Annotated in this window: 9 protein-coding genes; all 9 read left to right on the forward strand. The window is 35.7% G+C overall.

What is annotated here, in order from left to right; translation table 11 throughout:
• Positions 1 to 164: 164 nt before the first annotated feature.
• The 9 genes from L0669_RS18625 to L0669_RS18665 all read left to right on the forward strand — a co-directional run bounded on the left by L0669_RS18625 (position 165) and on the right by L0669_RS18665 (position 18,474).
• Positions 165 to 1,796 (forward strand): hypothetical protein, encoded by a 1,632-nt coding sequence (locus L0669_RS18625; protein ID WP_263759318.1) that lies wholly within the window; start codon positions 165 to 167, stop codon positions 1,794 to 1,796.
• A 184-nt stretch (positions 1,797 to 1,980) separates the two neighbouring features.
• Positions 1,981 to 6,084, forward strand: coding sequence for a two-component regulator propeller domain-containing protein (locus L0669_RS18630; protein WP_263759319.1), 4,104 nt, complete (start codon positions 1,981 to 1,983; stop codon positions 6,082 to 6,084).
• Between the two features lie 211 nt (positions 6,085 to 6,295).
• On the forward strand, positions 6,296 to 9,298 hold the full coding sequence (locus L0669_RS18635) for a SusC/RagA family TonB-linked outer membrane protein (RefSeq protein ID WP_263759320.1): 3,003 nt from the start codon (positions 6,296 to 6,298) through the stop codon (positions 9,296 to 9,298).
• Between the two features lie 16 nt (positions 9,299 to 9,314).
• Positions 9,315 to 10,832, forward strand: a complete 1,518-nt coding sequence (locus L0669_RS18640) for a RagB/SusD family nutrient uptake outer membrane protein (protein ID WP_263759321.1) — start codon at positions 9,315 to 9,317, stop codon at positions 10,830 to 10,832.
• Positions 10,833 to 11,007: 175 nt separating this feature from the next.
• On the forward strand, positions 11,008 to 12,192 hold the full coding sequence (locus tag L0669_RS18645; protein ID WP_263759322.1) for a glycoside hydrolase family 88 protein: 1,185 nt from the start codon (positions 11,008 to 11,010) through the stop codon (positions 12,190 to 12,192).
• Between the two features lie 88 nt (positions 12,193 to 12,280).
• Entirely contained in the window at positions 12,281 to 14,695 is a 2,415-nt protein-coding gene (locus L0669_RS18650; RefSeq protein ID WP_263759323.1) for a glycoside hydrolase family 2 protein, read from the forward strand.
• 372 nt (positions 14,696 to 15,067) lie between these two features.
• Complete coding sequence (locus tag L0669_RS18655) at positions 15,068 to 15,955, forward strand: fibronectin type III (RefSeq protein ID WP_263759324.1); 888 nt, start codon at positions 15,068 to 15,070, stop codon at positions 15,953 to 15,955.
• Between the two features lie 40 nt (positions 15,956 to 15,995).
• Positions 15,996 to 17,804 carry a glycoside hydrolase family 2 protein gene (locus tag L0669_RS18660; protein WP_263759325.1) on the forward strand — a complete coding sequence of 603 codons (1,809 nt, stop codon included), beginning with the start codon at positions 15,996 to 15,998 and terminating at the stop codon, positions 17,802 to 17,804.
• A 106-nt stretch (positions 17,805 to 17,910) separates the two neighbouring features.
• Positions 17,911 to 18,474, forward strand: coding sequence for a DUF2911 domain-containing protein (locus L0669_RS18665; protein WP_263759326.1), 564 nt, complete (start codon positions 17,911 to 17,913; stop codon positions 18,472 to 18,474).
• Positions 18,475 to 18,810: the final 336 nt, after the last annotated feature.

Genomic DNA, 18,810 nt, shown 5'->3' on the forward strand with positions numbered 1-18,810 from the left:
AACGCAATCTTGTCATCCTGACGAAGGAAGGATCACACATGTAACTCGACAAAGATTGGAGAATTACTATGCGGAATTTCTAGTGTGATCCTTCCTTCGTCAGGAGGACAAAAATGAGGATAGCCTTCGTGGCAAAAAAACTAACTAACCAAATAACCACAACCATGAATACTCAAACCCTCCTTATCTACTGCAGTGCTTTTGTCAGTAGTATTGTTATGGCGCAGCAAACGCCTAAAATACTAAGTGATTCAAAAGCCAATTACCTGCCTGATTTTAGTTATGCAGGTTATCATTTTGGAGAGAAAAAACTGCCGGAAGTTCAGGGAACAATCATCAATGCGACTGATTATGGTGTAAAAGCAAATGATGGTCTTGATGATTCGAAAGCTTTACTTAAAGCTGTAAAAGCTGCCAATGCGGTCGAAAGCAATGTGATCTTGCAATTGCCTGCGGGACGCATTATTCTGAGCGAAATTGTCTATATCGAAAGAAGCAATTTTGTACTTCGCGGTACGGGTTCTGGTGACAACGGAACCGAAATTTATTGCCCAAGACCAATGATCTATCTTAAAGATTCTGAGTCTTTGGCTGAACTTCGTGAATATCTAACCACACTGGATAAAAGACAACGTGAACCAGAAAATAATGTCGATTTGCCTTTCTCGCAATATGCCTGGTCGGGCGGATTTATCTGGACGCAAGTTCCGGGTGAACGTGTAAAATCGTATCTGGATAAATATGAGCCTACGCCAAATCCGTTAGCGAAAGTAAGTTCAGGAAATATGGGCGAACATACCATTTCGGTTTCGGAAGTTAAAGGATTGAAAGTTGGCGATATCGTCGAATTGCAATTGTTTAATAAGGATGGTGAAAATGGCGAAATCATAAAAGATTTGTACAAAGGTGCGAATGTAAAACCGGGTTCTCATCACTGGAAATTTCCTAAACTACCCATCGTAAGACAACAAGTTGAAATTACTAAAATTTCGGGTTCAAAAATTACGATTAAAACGCCTTTGACGATTGCGATAAAACCAAGTTATCAGGCACAATTGGTAGAATGGAAACATCTTGACGAAGTAGGAATCGAACATTTACGTTTTACTTTTCCTGATATTCCAAGAGTTGCCCATCATGTAGAACCTGGAAATAATGGAATTTTTCTAACCCGACTTTTTAATAGTTGGGTAAAAGATATTAAAATCATTAATGCCGATAGCGGTATTTTAGGCGAAGAAATCTCGAATGTTACCGTTCAGGATATTGTGACCGATGGCCCTCATTTGTCGCATTATACAGTGACTTTGGGTGGTGTGCATAATGTTCTGGTTAAGAATCTAAAAATCTATAATAAGGCGGTACATCCTTTAAGTTTCAATACTTTTTCGACTAAAAACGTGTATCAGGATTGTGAGATTTTTGCCGATGCTCTTTTAGATCAGCATTCAGGCGCAAATCATCAAAACTTATTTGATCGTATTACGGTACATATTACAGCTGACAAAAATAATAGTTATCTGTTATTTGGCGGCGGCGGCGCTGATTACTGGAAACCTTCTCACGGACCTTTCAGTACATTTTGGAATCTAAATGTTTTGGTTTCAAATCCAAATGACAAACCGGTTTTATTATACGGCATGAAAGACGGGCCTTTTGCCAGAATTATTGGTGTGAATGGAAACAGCAAATTCGAAGTAAAATATGAACCTGACGCTTATATTGAGTTTCTCAATACAGCAATGGATAAAGTTCCTTCGTTGTATGATTATCAATTGCAAAAACGATTAAAATAGTTTTTTTGCCACAGATTTCACAGATTAAAAAGATTTTTATTAGCTACAAATTCACGATTTTTCTCAAATTAATTAACCGTAATCATTCGTGAATTCGTGGCTATTTTTTTTAACTTATTTAGTTAATCTTTCTAATCTTTTTAATCTGTGGCAAAACAGAATTCTTTACTAAAATTTCAATGCCATGAAGTATAAAATAGCTCTTCTTGCAATTCTTTTTATCTCGGGAAATGTATTTTCCCAAAATAAATACCGCCTAAAAAATATCTCGACCACTGACGGACTTTCGCAGAACTCTGTTATTGCCATACATCAGGATAAATTTGGACAAATGTGGTTTGGTACGCGCGACGGTCTTAATAAATACGACGGTAGCCGTTTCACTATTTACAGAAACGACGTGACCAACAAAACGTCTATCAGTAATGATATTTTATCTATCGAAGAAGATGAGTCCGGAAAATTATGGATTGGAACTTATAACGGACTAAACTGTTATGATCCGGTTACCAATACTTTCAATCGATATTTGCATGATAAAATCAATCATACCATAAATAGTAATACCATTTGGTGCATCAGGCAAATTGGAGATGAAATGTGGTTTGGAACTTCAAAAGGGTTAACTGTTTACAACAAAAAAACAAAACAGTTTGCTTCTGCTTATCACTCTTCTCAGGACAATGCAACGCTTCCCAGTAATAATATTATAAGTATTTTAAAAACCAAAAAAGGTCAGATCTGGATTGGAACAACAAAAGGATTATGCCTTTTAACAAGTAGAAAAAACGGGAAATTTACTTTTAAAAATTATCCGATAAACAATACTGATTTACTCAATGTATCAGCAGTTGTTGAAGACCGTTTTAACAATATCTGGATTGGAACAAAAAACAAAGGGCTTTTAAAATTTGATCCATCAAAAAATAACTTTGTTTCCTTTTTACCTAACGAAAAATCTAAGGAAATTAACAATGAAATCCGTGCTTTGGCTATTGATCGTAAAGGCTCGATCTGGATTGGTGCTTATGACGGAATTTATGTTTTAGGAGAAGACAAGAGTATTCAAAAGATCAATAACAACAATAGTAATAATTCTCATAGCAGCGGAATCGAAAAAGTAAAATCGATTTTTGTCGATAAAAAAGGTTCTGTTTGGGTGGGCTGTTATTACAAAGGCGTGAATATGTGGGATATTTCGAATGCGAATTTCTTCAATTACGATCAGAATTCGAAAAAGATTCCGATGAGCTATGATGTGGTGAGCGCAATTGTGACCGACAAAAAGCAGAATATTTATTTTGGTACAGAAGGTGGCGGCGTTACTGTTTACAATAAAAACACAGAAGCTACGAGTTATATCAGTAACAAAACGGGACAAACGCCCATAAATGATATTAAATCGATGTGGTATGCAGAGAATAATATTTTATGGATGGGAACTTTTTCTAAAGGAATTTCGGCTTATAATACACTCACTAAGAGTTTTGAGAACGACCGAATTTCGCCTCAATTAAAGGATTCATTAAAAGATGTGGGGGTTTATTCGATCAAAACAGAAGGAAATGATGTATTGTGGATGGGTACTTTTAGTAAAGGATTAATTCGTTATAATACTGTTTCTAAAACTTTTCAATTTATTAGAAATGAAAATACCAAGCCAAATTATCTCAGCAATAATTATGTACGAACGGTTTTAGTCGACAAACAAAAAAGACTTTGGGTGGGAACATTGAGCGGACTGAATCTTATTAGTCTTCAAAATTTTCAATCGAATAAATACGCTGTTAAACACTTTTTTTATGATGATGTTACTTTATCCGGAGATGATATTTTGACTTTATTTCAGGACTCACAAAATAAAATCTGGGTAGGAACAAAAGCAAAAGGATTGCATTATTTTGACGGAAAGAAATTCAACAGAATCAACCTGAAAATCAGAAATACGGTTATTACAGCGATCCACTCGATTCTAGAAGATGATAATAAAAATTTATGGATTAGTACCAATCAGGGAATTATAAAATACAATACGATCCTAAAAACAGCCATCAATTATGATCAAAAAGATGGTATTGTAAATAATGAATTTAATGATAATGCGGCTTTAAAACTGGATGCTAATAGATTTTATTTTGGAAGTCCGTCTGGCGCAACTTATTTTGATACGAGAAAAATCTTTATCAATAAAGATGCTCCACAGGTTTTGATTACTGACTTGAAAATCAAAAATGAAACTACAAATCCAAATGATTCCTTAGGTATTTTAGAAAAAAGCATTGGTTATACCAAAACCATTACTTTAGATTATGACAAAGCTAATTTCTCGATTAATTTTGCGATTCCTAATTATATCAGATCCAAGAAAAATCAATATAGCTACCGTTTAACCGGACTGGAAAACAACTGGACGCTTACCAAAAATACGGAAGCCATGTTTGCTATTCAAAACCCGGGAACTTATACTTTTGAAGTTCGCGGTGCCAACAATGACGGGGTCTGGAACAAAGTTCCCACAACGTTAACGGTGATTGTAAAACCTGCTCCGTGGCGCAGTATTTGGGCGTTTTTATTGTACGGAATCATAATTGGTTTAGGATTATACGGTTTAATCTGGATCATGAAATCGAAAGCGAGACTGAAACAAAAACTGGAATTAGAGTATCTGGAAACCAAACGTATTGAAGAAAACAATATTGCAAAACTGGATTTCTTTACCAATATCTCACACGAATTCAGAACGCCATTAACGCTGATATTAGGGCCTTTGCAACAAATTCTGGCCAATTATAACGGTACAAACGAAATGTATAAAAAGTTATTGGTGATTGAAGGAAGTGCCAATCATCTTTTGAGTTTAATTAATCGCCTGATGGATTTTAGAAAATTAGAAAATCATCAGGTAACGCTGGAATCTGCTGAAGGAAATATTGTAAAATTCACCAAAGAAATCTTTTTGTCTTTTATCGAATATGCCAAAGATGGCGGTTATACGTATACTTTTGAATCCTCTGAAGAGGAAATTCTGGTGTATTTTGATCGTTATAAACTCGAGCGTGTTTTCTATAATTTAATTTCAAATGCTTTTAGATATACTCCAAAAGGCGGAACTATTCATTTGAAAATTTCGCACGATAATGAAAATCTTTTTATCGCTGTAGAAGATTCCGGAGTTGGAATTGCACCACAGCATATCGATAAAATTTTCGACTTATTTTTTGAAGTTCCGATGCACAATAACGTTCAGAAAAACTATAATAAAGGAACCGGAATTGGGCTTTCAATTGTAAAAAACATCGTAAAACTGCATAAAGGAGATATCGAGGTAACGAATAAAGAAACTCAGGGTGTGGTTTTTAAAGTTACGCTTCCGTTAGGCAGAACCCATCTTTTAGACAATGAAATTATTACCGATTTTAAAATCAGCGATGATATCGATCAATATGCGGCTCAATTAGAAAAAACTGAAATAGCAGAACCGGAAGATATTGATGATTTTGTAGTAAACGACGAAAAACAAACTATCCTGATTGTCGAAGATCACAAGGTTTTACGTTCGTTCATGAAAAATCTGCTCAAAGAAGATTATAATATTATTGAAGCCGAAAACGGAAAAGTTGCCTTTGAAAAAGCGCTACAGCACGTTCCTAATTTAATTATAAGCGACGTTATTATGCCTGAAATGGTAGGAACTGAACTTTGTTCTAAAATCAAGGAGAATCTAAAAACCAGTCATATTCCGGTTATTCTTTTAACTTCGAGAACATCATTGGTATATAAATTTGAAGGTTTAGAAAGTGGCGCGGACGATTATATCAGTAAACCATTCAATTTAATTGAATTTAAACTTCGAGTTAAAAACTTACTGAACTCAACAGAACGTTTAAAAAACAAATTCTCGAGCGAGGATAATTTCATCCCTTCAGAAATAACCGTTTCTTCTTTAGACGAAGATCTACTGAAAAAAGCTTTTAAAATTGTCGAAGAAAACATTTCGAACGAGCAATTCGATATTCCGTTTTTCTGTACAGAATTGGGTGTAAGCCGTACAATGTTATTCTTAAAAATAAAAGCCTGGACGAATTTTACACCAAACGAATTCATTCATGAAATCAGGTTAAAACGTGCCGCTCAATTATTAGAACAAAACAAATTAAACGTTTCAGAAATCAGTTATAAAGTAGGTTTCAATAATCCGAAATACTTTAGTAAATGCTTTCAAAAAAAGTACGGAGAAACGCCGTCTCAATATTCAGATAAATTCTATAAATCTGCTGTTGAAGTGTAAAATCCTAGTGTTTTTAAGACTTAAAAAAGGGTATCTGTATTTTTAGATACCCTTTTTTGTATTTCTATATCGTTTGCGAAATATACATTTGCGATATGAAAATCAAGAAAACAAAATTCGTGTTACTGCAAATTCTATTTGTGATAATCATAATCGGAATGAGTTTATTGATTTTTTACTTTATCTAACATTAACTTAAAAACCAAAATGAATGTTCACAAACCAAAATTTCAAATCGCTTAAATGGTGTTTGCTGGTAACTTTTTTACTGGTAAATGTTGTTGTAAATGCACAGGAAAGAAAAGTCACCGGAAAAGTGACTTCCAGCGAAGACTTACTTGGGCTTCCTGGTGCAAATGTTTATATCAAGGGTACTTCTGTGGGAGGATCTGCGGATATGGATGGGAATTATAGTGTTATAGTTTCAGAGAAAAATACTGTTTTAGTTTTTAACTATGTAGGATATCAAACAGTCGAAGTTCCTTTAGGAAACAAAACTGTTGTTAATATCAGTCTTAAACCAGATACCAAAAATCTTGACGAAGTAATTGTTGTAGGTTACGGAACCCGTAAAAAGAGCGACATTACCGGTTCAGTTTCTTCGGTAACGGCAAAAGAACTTACGGCATACCCTACTCTAAATGCTGAGCAGGCTTTGCAAGGTCGTGCAGCAGGGGTTTCGGTACAATCTAATAATGGTGGCGAACCAGGAGCTCCTGTAAAAATCAGGGTTCGTGGAGGAACATCGATCAATGCAAGTGGAGATGCTCTTATTGTGGTAGATGGTTTTGCAGGAGTTTCGATGCCGGCACCTCAGGATATTGCTTCTGTCGAGGTTCTAAAAGATGCATCGGCTACAGCCATATACGGATCAAGAGGTTCAAACGGGGTTATCATGGTGACGACCAAAAAGGGCAAACCGGGAAAACCAGTTATCGAATTTAGTAATTCAACATCGGTACAATCAGTAAACAATAAATTAGATTTATTAGATGGTGATCAGTTTGTAGCGTATAGAAAAAGTTTTACAACACATACTCCAGGAGGAGCAAATACAGACTGGCAGGATGTTATTTATCGTCAGGGAATGATTTCGAATACCTCATTATCTTTTTCAGGAGGTTCTGATAAAATCAGATATTACGTTTCAGGAAATTACTTTAATCAGGACGGAGTTGTAATAAACTCAGGTATTGATAAATACACGATTGTAAGTAATCTTGAAGCTGATTTAACAGATAAGTTTAAAGTGGGTTTGAACGTGTTTCAAAGCAAGCAAAACAAAGAAGGAATTATTAGCCAGACTGGCGCCGGAGGAACTGGTGCAGCGGGTGTAATTGCAGCGGCTTATCGATTTATGCCGGATAAAGGAATTTATAATGCTGACGGAAGTTTTACGACAACGGCTCCAATTGGGGACGATATTGATAACCCGTATGCAACGGCAATGGAAAATGTATTGGAAACAGTTTCAACGGTAAACAGAAGTAACTTTTTTGCTTCGTACCAAATTACCAAAGATTTAAATTTTAAAACGACTTTAGGTTTAACGGATAATAATTCTCAAACCGGAAGATACATTCCGTCGACTTTAATTGCAGGAAAAAATATCAAAGGAGAAGCTTCTGTAACCAATACAAGATTTTCTTCGATCCTTTCAGAGAACTATTTAACGTTTAAACGTGAAATTATCGACAAAGGAATTCTAACGGTTCTTGGAGGTTATTCGTATCAAAAAAACAAAAACGAACGTGTGTATGCTGCGTCAAGAGGATTTTTAACGAATACCAATTCGTACCATAATTTAGGTGCCGGAACAGTGTATTTAAAACCGGAATCAAGTTTGTCTGAAACCGAATTAATATCAGCTTTTGGAAGGTTGAATTTTGATTACGACGATAAATATTTATTTACGTTTACAGCGCGTCGTGACGGTTCTTCTAGCTTTAGTGAAAACTACAAATACGGAACTTTTCCTTCCGGAGCAATTGGATGGAATATTGGTAAAGAAAATTTCTTAAAAGATAGTAAAACAGTTTCTAATCTTAAATTGAGAGCGAGTTATGGTGCCACCGGAAATCCGTCTATTGATGCCTACTCTACGCTTTCTAAATTTGCCGAAGTCTATGATGTAAGTGGTGATGTAATTGTAAATGCGGTGCAGCTTACGGCAATAAACAATCCTAACTTAAAATGGGAAACATCTTACCAACAAGATTACGGTATTGATTTAGGTTTATTCGATAACAGAATCAGCATTACAGCCGATTATTATAAAACAATTACCAAAGATTTATTGTTTAGCAGACCATTACCTGGAATTTCAGGAATTGCTACTCAGCTTCAAAATGTTGGAGAATTAGAAAACAAAGGTTGGGAATTGGGTATTAATACTAAAAACTTTATTGGCGCTGATTTTACATGGTCAACTAATTTTAATATTTCTTCAAACAAAAATAAAATCCTGAAACTGGCAGACAACAAAGATCTTTTAATAAACTCTACGCCTGGACATTTCCTTGCTACAGATTCTCAGATTTTAAGAGTTGGACAACCGGTGGGTTCTTTCTTTGGGTTTGTTTATGATGGTGTAATTCAGCAGGGAGAAGCAGTTCTTCCCGGAAATTTTGAAACTATTGCCGGAGGAGAAAAGTTTAAAGATGTAAACGGTGACGGAAAACTGGATTCTAATGATAAAACCATCATCGGAAACCCAAATCCTGATTTCATCTTCGGATTTAATAATGATTTCACGTATAAAAACTTTGATGTGAACATCTTCTTTCAGGGTTCAGAAGGCAATCAGATTTTAAATTATACTTTGATGGAACTGGCCTCAGGAAACAACAATGCGACTACAGAAGTTTTAGATGCCTGGACCCCTACTCACACTGATACAAATGTGCCTATAAATGCGGCAAGAACGAAAAGAGTTACCTCAAGATTTGTTTATGATGCAAGTTACATCCGTTTAAAAAACGTTTCTATAGGATACAGTTTAGATGATAAAGTAGTTTCGAAAATGGGATTGAGCAAAGTTCGTTTCTACATCAGTGCACAAAACTTATGGACGATCACGAATTATCCGGGTTCTGATCCTGAGGTAAATTACTTAAATGATACGAACTCAAGAAGTAATACCAATTTAGGATTGGATTACGGAAGTTACCCGAACGTAAGAACTTTCACTTTTGGTTTCAATTTAAAATTCTAGTCTAAAAAATATTATTATGAAAAAATATATAGCTTTTCTTGTCTTAGGAATATTCGCTTTTGGATGTTCTGATCTGGAAGAACATCCGGTGGGAATTATTCGCCCAGAAAACTTCTTTAATAATACAGATGATTTGCAAGCTGCCGTAAACGGGGCTTTTGCTAACATCGCCCACAATAATTACTGGGGAAGAGAATTTACAATCGCGCTTATGTTGCGTGATGATATGGCCGATATTGGCGACAGAACTACTCAGGCGGCACGTATCGATGTAAATGATATGAACATGAACGATACCAACGCGCTTGTAGCCAACTTTTGGCCACAATCGTATATTATTATCGGAGCAGCAAATCAGGCGATAGCTGGTGCTAAAAAAACGCCCGGAGATCCTGCAAAAATAAATGCTATTGTTGCTCAGGCTTATTTTGCAAGAGCGTTTGCTTACTATCATTTGGTACGTATTTTTGGCGATGTTCCGTATATCGATTTCCCTGTAAACGAAGTGGCTCAGGTTGATAAATTAAGCAGAACCAAAGAAGCTGATATATACCCAAAAATCATTGCCGATTTAGAATTTGCAAAACAGTGGCTGGAAGACAAACCAAAAGTAAAAGCCGTTCCCGGAAAAGGTACAGCTGCAGGATATTTGGCCTCAGTTTATATAACTTTAGGCAATTACCAAAAAGCTTACGACGAATCTAAATATGTAATTACAAACGAAGCAAAATTTGGCTTAGGTTTAGATGCTGATTTTCAGGATTTATTTAATGCTACAAAAGCAGCAGCTCTAAAAGAACCTTTATTTACCATCGACTTTAATAATTTAGTTTCAGGAAATTACGGTCAGGATTACACCGCATTTTTTACAGGATCTTTAAAAGATGACAGTTACAGCTACGGACAAGGGTTTTCTGTTGCCGTTCCTTCTTTAAAAGTTTTTAACGATTGGGACAAAAGAGATTACAGAAGATCAGTAAGTTTTGATACTATTATCAGAAAGAAAACCGGTCCGGGAGGAGCTTTACAAATTTTTCCTTCGAGTGATAATGAGAAAGCGCCACGTCCGCATATTGCAAAATATTACCGTTTTCCGGGAAAAGCAGGTGCAAACGGAAGAACTTCTCAACACAATTATATCACGATGCGTTTTGCCGAAGTCTTGCTAACAGCTGCCGAAGCTTTAAACGAAATTACTCCGGGAACTACAGAAGCTGATGGTTATGTAAACCGGGTGCGTGCCAGAGCCAGAAATAAAGCCGGAAAACTGGTTTCTTTTCCTGCAAATGTTACACCGGGATTATCTCAGTCTGATTTCAGAAAAATGGTCATCGACGAAAGAAGATTAGAACTGGCTTTTGAATATATCCGATGGTACGACATCAAAAGACTGAAAAACGGTCCTGAAGTTTTTGGTCCGAATGGTTTTGAGCCACATCCAAATTTTAATCCTGCAAAAGATTATTTATTTCCGTTACCGGGAACTGAGTTAGCCATCAATCCTAATTTAAAACCAAATAATCCTGGTTACTAAAACATTAGAATAAATTAAAAATTTAGAATTAAAAATTAAAAATCTTCGAAATCGCAATTATGATAATGGCTATCTGTTTAATTTTTAATGCCCATTTTAAATGTATAATGACAAAAGGACTGCCAATTTTTAATTTTTAATTCTCAATTTTTAATTAAATAAAACAATAATAAATATGAGTAAAATTAGTTTTTTTGCTTTAATCCTTGGGTTTGCACTGCTGGCACAATCGTGCAAATCCGGGATTAATTCTACAACAAAAAGTACCTCTGCAACAGCAGAAAACTTTCTGGAAACCCGATACAAAATGTTACTGGATTATCCGGTTGATTCTATGTCGATGCCCAGAAGTATGAACATCAAAACCAATGAAATTAAAAAAGTACCATCAAGAGACTGGACAAGCGGATTCTTTGCCGGAAATCTTTGGCAATTGTACCGTCTTACAGGAAATGAAGCTTATAAAAAACAAGCTGAAAAATGGACGCCTTTCAGCAAAAAAGAAAGCGTAAACAGAAACTCTCATGATGTTGGTTTCAAAGTATATTGCAGTTACGGCGAAGCTCTAAAAGTAGCAAATAAACAAGAATACAAAGACGTAATTATTAAAGGAGCTGAAACTTTATGTACTCGTTTTGATGCAAAAGTGGGCGCAATCCGTTCTTGGGATTTTAATAAGGAAATTTGGGATTATCCTGTAATCATCGATAACATGATGAATCTCGAATTGCTTTTTGAAGCCACAAAACTATCCGGTAATAAAAAGTATCAGGATATCGCGATTCAACACGCCAATACAACACTTAAAAATCAATTTAGAGAAGATAATAGCTGCTACCATGTTATTGATTACAATCCTGCAACAGGAGCTGTTAGAAAGAAAACTACGCTTCAGGGATATAATGATGATTCGGTTTGGGCACGCGGACAAGGCTGGGCAGTTTACGGATTTACGATGTCGTACCGCTATACCAAAGATCCTGCTTACCTAAAACAAGCCGAAGCAACGGCAAAGTTTTTCATGAACGATAAAAACCTGCCGGAAGACGGGATTCCGTATTGGGATTTTAGAGATCCTGCGATTCCAAATTCAGCGCGTGATGTTTCTGCTGCAACCGTTATGGCTTCTGCTTTGTATGAGCTTTATGATTATACTAAAAACAAAAGTTATTTGGCTTTCGCCGAAAAAATAATCGCGAGTTTGCATTCGGATAAATACATTTTAGATCCAAAAATAAACGCCCCATTTATATTTGATCACAGTACCGGAAACTGGCCAAAACACGACGAAATCGACGAACCTATAATCTATGCCGACTATTATTTTCTGGAAGCTCTTTTAAGAAAAGTGGCAAAGTAACAAAGCAACAAAGGTTTTTTGCCTTTGAACTTAAGAACCTTGAAATCTTTGGGCCTTTGTACCTCTGAACCTCTGAACCTATACACACATGAAGAATTATCAAAATAATACATTTTCTATTTTTGCACTTTTTGTTTTTTTTCAAATTTGTCTGAGCAGCAGTTTTGCTCAGACAAAAATGAATATCAATGAAAACTGGCAGTATCTTGAAAATCATACGCCAAGTCTAAGCGAAGCACAAAAAGCAACAAACTGGACTACAATAAATTTACCCCATACCTGGAATGCCGAAGATGCAACAGATCTTAATCCGGGTTACAGACGTGATGCAAGCTGGTATCAAAAAAAGCTTAACATCTCGCAAATAGACTCAAACAAACGTTATTATTTGTATTTTGAAGGATCGAATGTAACGACAAAAGTATATGTAAACAGTAAAGAAGCCGGAGGACATATTGGCGGATACATTGGTTTTACGATTGATATTACAAATTTTATCAAAGAAGGAAACAACGATATTTTTGTACGCGTTGATAACAGTTATGATATCGAAGTTATTCCGTCTCAAAAAAGTGATTTCTTTATTTATGGCGGAATAACCCGCGATGTTTGGTTATTGTCTAAATATAAAAATCATATCGGGAATTTAAAGATTACAACTCCCGAAGTTTCGGCTAAAAAAGCTTCTTTAAATATTGTGGCTGCGACCGTAAATCCGGATAATACCAAAGATTTATCGTTAACTGTAGTTCTTAAAAATCCTAAAGGAAAAAAAGTTACCAGCAAAACGATTCCGGTTTCTAATAACACGACTACAATTACATTCGAAAACCTGAAAAATCCTGAATTGTGGGATACTCAGAAACCCAACTTATATAAAGTAACGGCTTTTTTATTGGAGAAAAATCAAATAAGAGACAGCGTAAACGAAAAAGTAGGTTTTAGATGGTTTGAATTTAAAGATCACGGTCCGTTTTATCTTAACGGAAAACGTTTATTGATTCGCGGTACGCATCGTCATGAAGAACAAGCCGGAGTTGGCGCAGCAATGAGCAACGAACAACATCGCGCTGATATGGAATCTATCAAAAAAATGGGCGCAAATTTTGTTCGTTTGGCACATTATCCGCAAGATCCTGAAATTTACAAAGCTTGTGATGAATTGGGTTTATTGGTTTGGGATGAATTGCCTTGGTGTCGTGGCGGAATTGGCGGCGAACTTTGGCAAACGAATACTAAAAATATGCTGGCCGAAATCATTAATCAAAATTACAATCATCCAAGTATCATTATTTGGTCACTTGGAAATGAAATGAATTGGCTTCCTGATTTTCCTGACGGAGATAATACCGAAAGAACCAATACATTCCTGACGGAACTTAACGACATTTCCCATAAAATGGATCCAAGCCGAAAAACGGCTATTAGAAAGTATTACGAAGGTTCTCAAATTGTAGATGTCTTCTCTCCTTCTATCTGGTCGGGATGGTATTCCGGAAGTTATAAAAACTACCAAAAAGCAATTGACGTTTATAAAAAAGAATACAAACATTTTATTCACGCCGAATATGGCGGAGACAGTCACGTAGGGCGTCATAGCGAAAACCCGATTACAGGCGAAAATGTTATAAAGTCTGAAGGTTGGGAAGAAGCAATTGTACAAACCAAAGTGGCGAATATTGCGCAAATTGGCGATTGGAGTGAGAATTATATCGTTGATTTATTTGACTGGCATTTGCATATATCCGAGAATGATCCAACGTTCGTGGGTAATGTTCAATGGGCATTTAAGGATTTTGCAACGCCGTTACGTCCGGAAGATGATATTCCGTACATGAATCAGAAAGGATTGGTAGATCGTAACGGAAATCCAAAAGATGCGTATTATGTTTTTAAAAGTTACTGGAGCGATGAACCTTTTACGTATATCGAATCGCATACCTGGACGGAACGTCAGGGTCCTGAAAATACGCCGAGAACTTTGAGCGTTTTTAGCAATTGCGAAAAGGTGACTTTATTTCATCAGGGAAAATCGTTAGGACAAAAGCAAAGAAACCTTTCGCTTTATCCTGCAAATGGCTTAACTTGGGATGTGAATTTCCAAAAAGGAGAAAATATTCTGATTGCTGTTGGAGAAACAAAAGACGGAAAAAAAGTTTCGGATACGATAAAAGTAAACTATCGTTTCAATAAAAATGATACTGCAACTTCTTTACAATTGTCATCGGAAAAATTAAAAAATGGGAATTATTTAGTAACTGCAATTGCAATTGATAATAACAATTTGCGTTGTTTAGATTATGAAGAAAGTGTTTATTTTCAGTGTCTAAAAGGCGGAAAAACCATGAAAAATCAAGGAACTCCAACAGGAAGTGAATCGATAAAAATGGCAAACGGAAAGGCTTCTATTGAAGTTGTTCCAGATGGATCAGGCGCTCCGATTGAAATGACGGCTTTGAATCAGAGTTTTAAAGGGGAATATTTGAAGGTTTTAGTTAATTAGGTTTAACTGCTTAACCGCAAAGTTCGCCAGGGTTTACGCAAGGAACCCGAAGGTTTTGTTTCTCGCAGATCTTGCAGATTAAGCAGATTTTTGTCATCCTGAAGAACGAAGGATCACATACGTAGCTCGACAAAGATTGGCAATTTAGATAACGGAGTTTCTAGTGTGATCCTTCGTTCCTCAGGATGACAAACTATATGTGAAACATCTTCTGAAAACGATTCTCCTAGCTCCGATAGAAGTGGAAATCCTTTTGTGCCGGTGTTCGGCACAAAAGATTGAAACGAATAGCGGGATCAGCTCCTGAAAAAAATCTGTTTTATAATTAGCACTCTAAATGACAAACATGAGTAGTAACAAAGATTATAGATTATGAAAAATATAAACTTTTACGGAATCGCTTTAATATTGACAAGTTTTGCAGGCCATGCACAAGTAACCTTAAACGCTGATGGTCCAGGCGGAATGGGAACTTATGAATTAATTACAAATGCATTGGCTCCGGGAACGGCAAACGCGGCTGTGGAAGCTCCAGATGCGATTCATCCGAGCTTTGGGCGTCATATTACTGAAGTTTTTGATAAAGATTTAAATAAATTCGTTTTTGAATTTAATCTGCATGTGAGCAACACTCCTCCGGATAATGAGCCTGTTAAAGGCAAGACGGACAGGCAACGGGTGGAAATAAAAACATTTGAGGCTTCTCCTGATAACTTAAAAGGAACTACGGGCGAAACGGTACAATACAAATGGCGTTTTAAAGTGCCTGTTGGTTTTAAACCTACTAAAAACTTTACGCACATTCACCAAATTAAAGCGGTAAATGGCGATGAATCTAATCCGTTATTTACTTTGACTTTAAGAAAAATGCCTAATGGTGCCAATAAATTAGAACTTATTTATGTAAAAGATGCTGCAAGCGGAACGACAAAATACCAAAACCCGGATATGTCTTTGTTTGAAGGAATCTGGGTCGAGGCTACAGAAACCATAAAAATAGGTTTGCAGGGAACTTATGCCATAACGATCAAAAAAGTAAGTGACGGAACTGTTTTAATGGATTACAGTAATCCTAATATTCAAACGATTCGAATGGCTTACACTTCAAAAAACGGAACCAATTATGCCGCTAATTCTTTTATCAGACCTAAATGGGGAATTTATCGCAGTTTAAAAGATATTGCTGATATGAAAGATGAAACGATACGCTTTTCAGACATAAGCATACAGGAATTAACTGCTGTATCTGGAAAAAAATAACGGGCTATTAAAAATATAAAATGATAAAATAAAAACAAGAATGAAAAAACTAATTACCTTATTACTATTAACAACTGCTTTTATCGGGCAGGCACAAAATTTAATTTCAAATGTTCCTAATCGAAATACAACTTCTCTAAACGGTGTCTGGAACTATATTATAGATCCTTATCAAACAGGTTTTTATAGTTTTCACCTTGATCAGTACGACAAACAGGCAAAACCATCAAATGGTGCTTTTTTTAATAACTATCATGCTGCAAACAAGCAGGAATTGGTAGAATATGATTTTGATAAATCGGCACAAATTACTATTCCGGGAGATTGGAATTCGCAGGTTCCGGAACTTAAATATTATGAAGGAAATGTGTGGTTCAAGAAATCTTTTGACTATGATTTGAAGAATAAAAAACGCCTTTTTGTTTATTTTGGAGCTATAAATTATAAGGCTGATGTTTATTTGAACGGAAAAAAACTAGGTACTCATGAGGGTGGTTTTACGCCTTTTAATTATGAAGTAACTTCGATTGTAAAACCAAAAGGTAATTATCTGGTTGTAAAAGTTGATAATACGCGCCATAAAGAAGATGTTCCGACTGTTAATACGGATTGGTGGAATTATGGCGGAATCACGCGTGATGTTACTTTAATTGAAGAAAATGAATCGTTTATTGAAGATTATAATATTCAGCTTAAAAAAGGAAATGCGGCTTTGATTTCCGGTTTTGTAAAAATCAATAATTTTAATCCGGCGCAAAATCAAGTAACGGTTTCTATTCCTGAATTAAAGGTTAATTATAAAGGAAAAGTTGGTGCTGACGGAATTGTAAATTTTGAAATTCCGGCTAAAAAGATCTCGTATTGGTCTCCTGAAAATCCAAAATTATATGATGTAACGATTGAGTTTAACGGACAAAAACTAAAAGATAATATTGGTTTTAGAACGATTGAAACTCAGGGTGACAAAATCTTATTAAACGGAAAACAAATCTTTTTACGCGGAATCTCTATTCATGAGGAAAATGCAAAAGGTGGACGTGCAAATTCTGAAGAGGATGCTTTGCGTTTGCTACACTGGGCAAAAGAATTGGGTTGTAATTATGTTCGTCTGGCACATTATCCGCATAACGAAAATATGGTAAGAACGGCTGATAAAATGGGATTGATGGTTTGGGAAGAGATTCCGGTTTACTGGACGGTTGAATTTACCAATAAAAATACATATCAAAATGCACAAGATCAATTAACAGCAGCGATTACAAGGGATAAAAACAGAGCTAGTATTATTATTTGGTCGATGGCCAATGAAACTCCTGTTTCTGACGCGAGAAATAATTTTATTAAAGATTTAGTAGCACACACAAAAACATTAGATAATACAAGATTAATTAGTGCGGCTTTGCTAACGCATAATGTAAAAGGTGTTGGAATGATCGACGATGAAATTGGTAAATCGCTTGATATTATTGCCTTTAACCAATATCTGGGCTGGTATGGCGGTAATCTTGAAAATGCCGAAAAAACATTTTGGGACACGCCTTATAACAAACCTGTAATTGTTTCTGAATTTGGTGGTGATGCTAAAGCTGGTTTTCACGGAGAAAAGAACGAACGCTGGACAGAGGAATATCAGGAATACTTATACATTCAGAATTTAAAGATGATCGAAAAAATACCTCATCTTAGTGGTTTAAGCCCTTGGATTCTGGTTGATTTCAGATCGCCAAAACGATTGCTTCCGGGAATTCAGGATGGTTACAACCGCAAGGGTTTAATTTCTAATGACGGCGAAAAGAAGAAAGCTTTTTATATCATGCAGGATTGGTATGCTAAAAAGAAAAAAGAATAATAAAATTAAGAACTGTTACCAATTCATTAACAAAAAACAAACTGTAATTATATGATTTTTCTTCATTATTAACTTACTTTGTAGTTATTCTAAAAATTGTAATCCTATGAAAAAATTAAGTTTACTGGCAGTTACTTTATTTGCTGCCTTTACAGTTCAAGCTCAAGATGTGGTAAAATTTGCTCCGCTTGATGCGAGTCCGGTTGATATTTCTTATTTCCCAAACAAAGCAGTTAAATTCAAAAAAACAGATAATCCAAATCCTGTTGTAAAAGTTATTTATGCAAGACCTTCTGTAAAAGGGCGTACAATTTTTGGTGATATCGTAAAGTTTGGTGAAGTTTGGAGAGTGGGTGCTAATGAAAATACAGAAATCAAATTTTACAAACCAGTAACAATTGGTGGTAAAAAAATTCCTGCTGGTTCTTATAGCCTTTTCGCTATTCCTGAAAAAGACAAATGGACAATTATTATCAATAAAGAACTTGATTTATGGGGAGGTTATGCTTATGACGAAAGCAAAGATGTTGTAAGAGTTTCTGTTCCTGTAAAACCGGTATCTGAGGTAATCGAAGCTTTATCAATTGCTTTTACAAGTAAAGATGCTGTAGCGAACCTGGTTATTGGATGGGATAAAACAACAGTTGAATTGCCTATTACGGTTAAATAATTAATCGTTTTTTGATATAAAAAAGGGAGACATTAAAAATGTCTCCCTTTTTTTGTAGATGATTTTCGGTGTTATATAGACATAGCCCGTGGTTTTAATTACTGGGACGTGCGATTGGATACGGATTGTTTTTTATGTTCCCATGGTTGAAAAGATGGGGATATAGATTGTTTTCTTTTGATTGTGTTTCCGTGGTTGAAACCACGGGCTATCTTTGAAATTGGTACAAAATAAGCTCCAGAGGAGCGATATGTTTATAGAAACCAAAAATATACGATTTGAAAATGAAGCTCCAGCGGAGCAAAATATATTTCACCCCTACGGGGCTATATTGTA

This window comes from Flavobacterium bizetiae (assembly GCF_024271895.1).
Taxonomy (GTDB): Bacteria; Bacteroidota; Bacteroidia; order Flavobacteriales; family Flavobacteriaceae; genus Flavobacterium; species Flavobacterium bizetiae.

Coding starts and splice junctions, on each gene's coding strand:
- L0669_RS18625 (WP_263759318.1), top strand. CDS start 165: ATGAATACTCAAACCCTCCTTATCTACTGCAGTGCTTTTGTCAGTAGT.
- L0669_RS18630 (WP_263759319.1), top strand. CDS start 1,981: ATGAAGTATAAAATAGCTCTTCTTGCAATTCTTTTTATCTCGGGAAAT.
- L0669_RS18635 (WP_263759320.1), top strand. CDS start 6,296: ATGTTCACAAACCAAAATTTCAAATCGCTTAAATGGTGTTTGCTGGTA.
- L0669_RS18640 (WP_263759321.1), top strand. CDS start 9,315: ATGAAAAAATATATAGCTTTTCTTGTCTTAGGAATATTCGCTTTTGGA.
- L0669_RS18645 (WP_263759322.1), top strand. CDS start 11,008: ATGAGTAAAATTAGTTTTTTTGCTTTAATCCTTGGGTTTGCACTGCTG.
- L0669_RS18650 (WP_263759323.1), top strand. CDS start 12,281: ATGAAGAATTATCAAAATAATACATTTTCTATTTTTGCACTTTTTGTT.
- L0669_RS18655 (WP_263759324.1), top strand. CDS start 15,068: ATGAAAAATATAAACTTTTACGGAATCGCTTTAATATTGACAAGTTTT.
- L0669_RS18660 (WP_263759325.1), top strand. CDS start 15,996: ATGAAAAAACTAATTACCTTATTACTATTAACAACTGCTTTTATCGGG.
- L0669_RS18665 (WP_263759326.1), top strand. CDS start 17,911: ATGAAAAAATTAAGTTTACTGGCAGTTACTTTATTTGCTGCCTTTACA.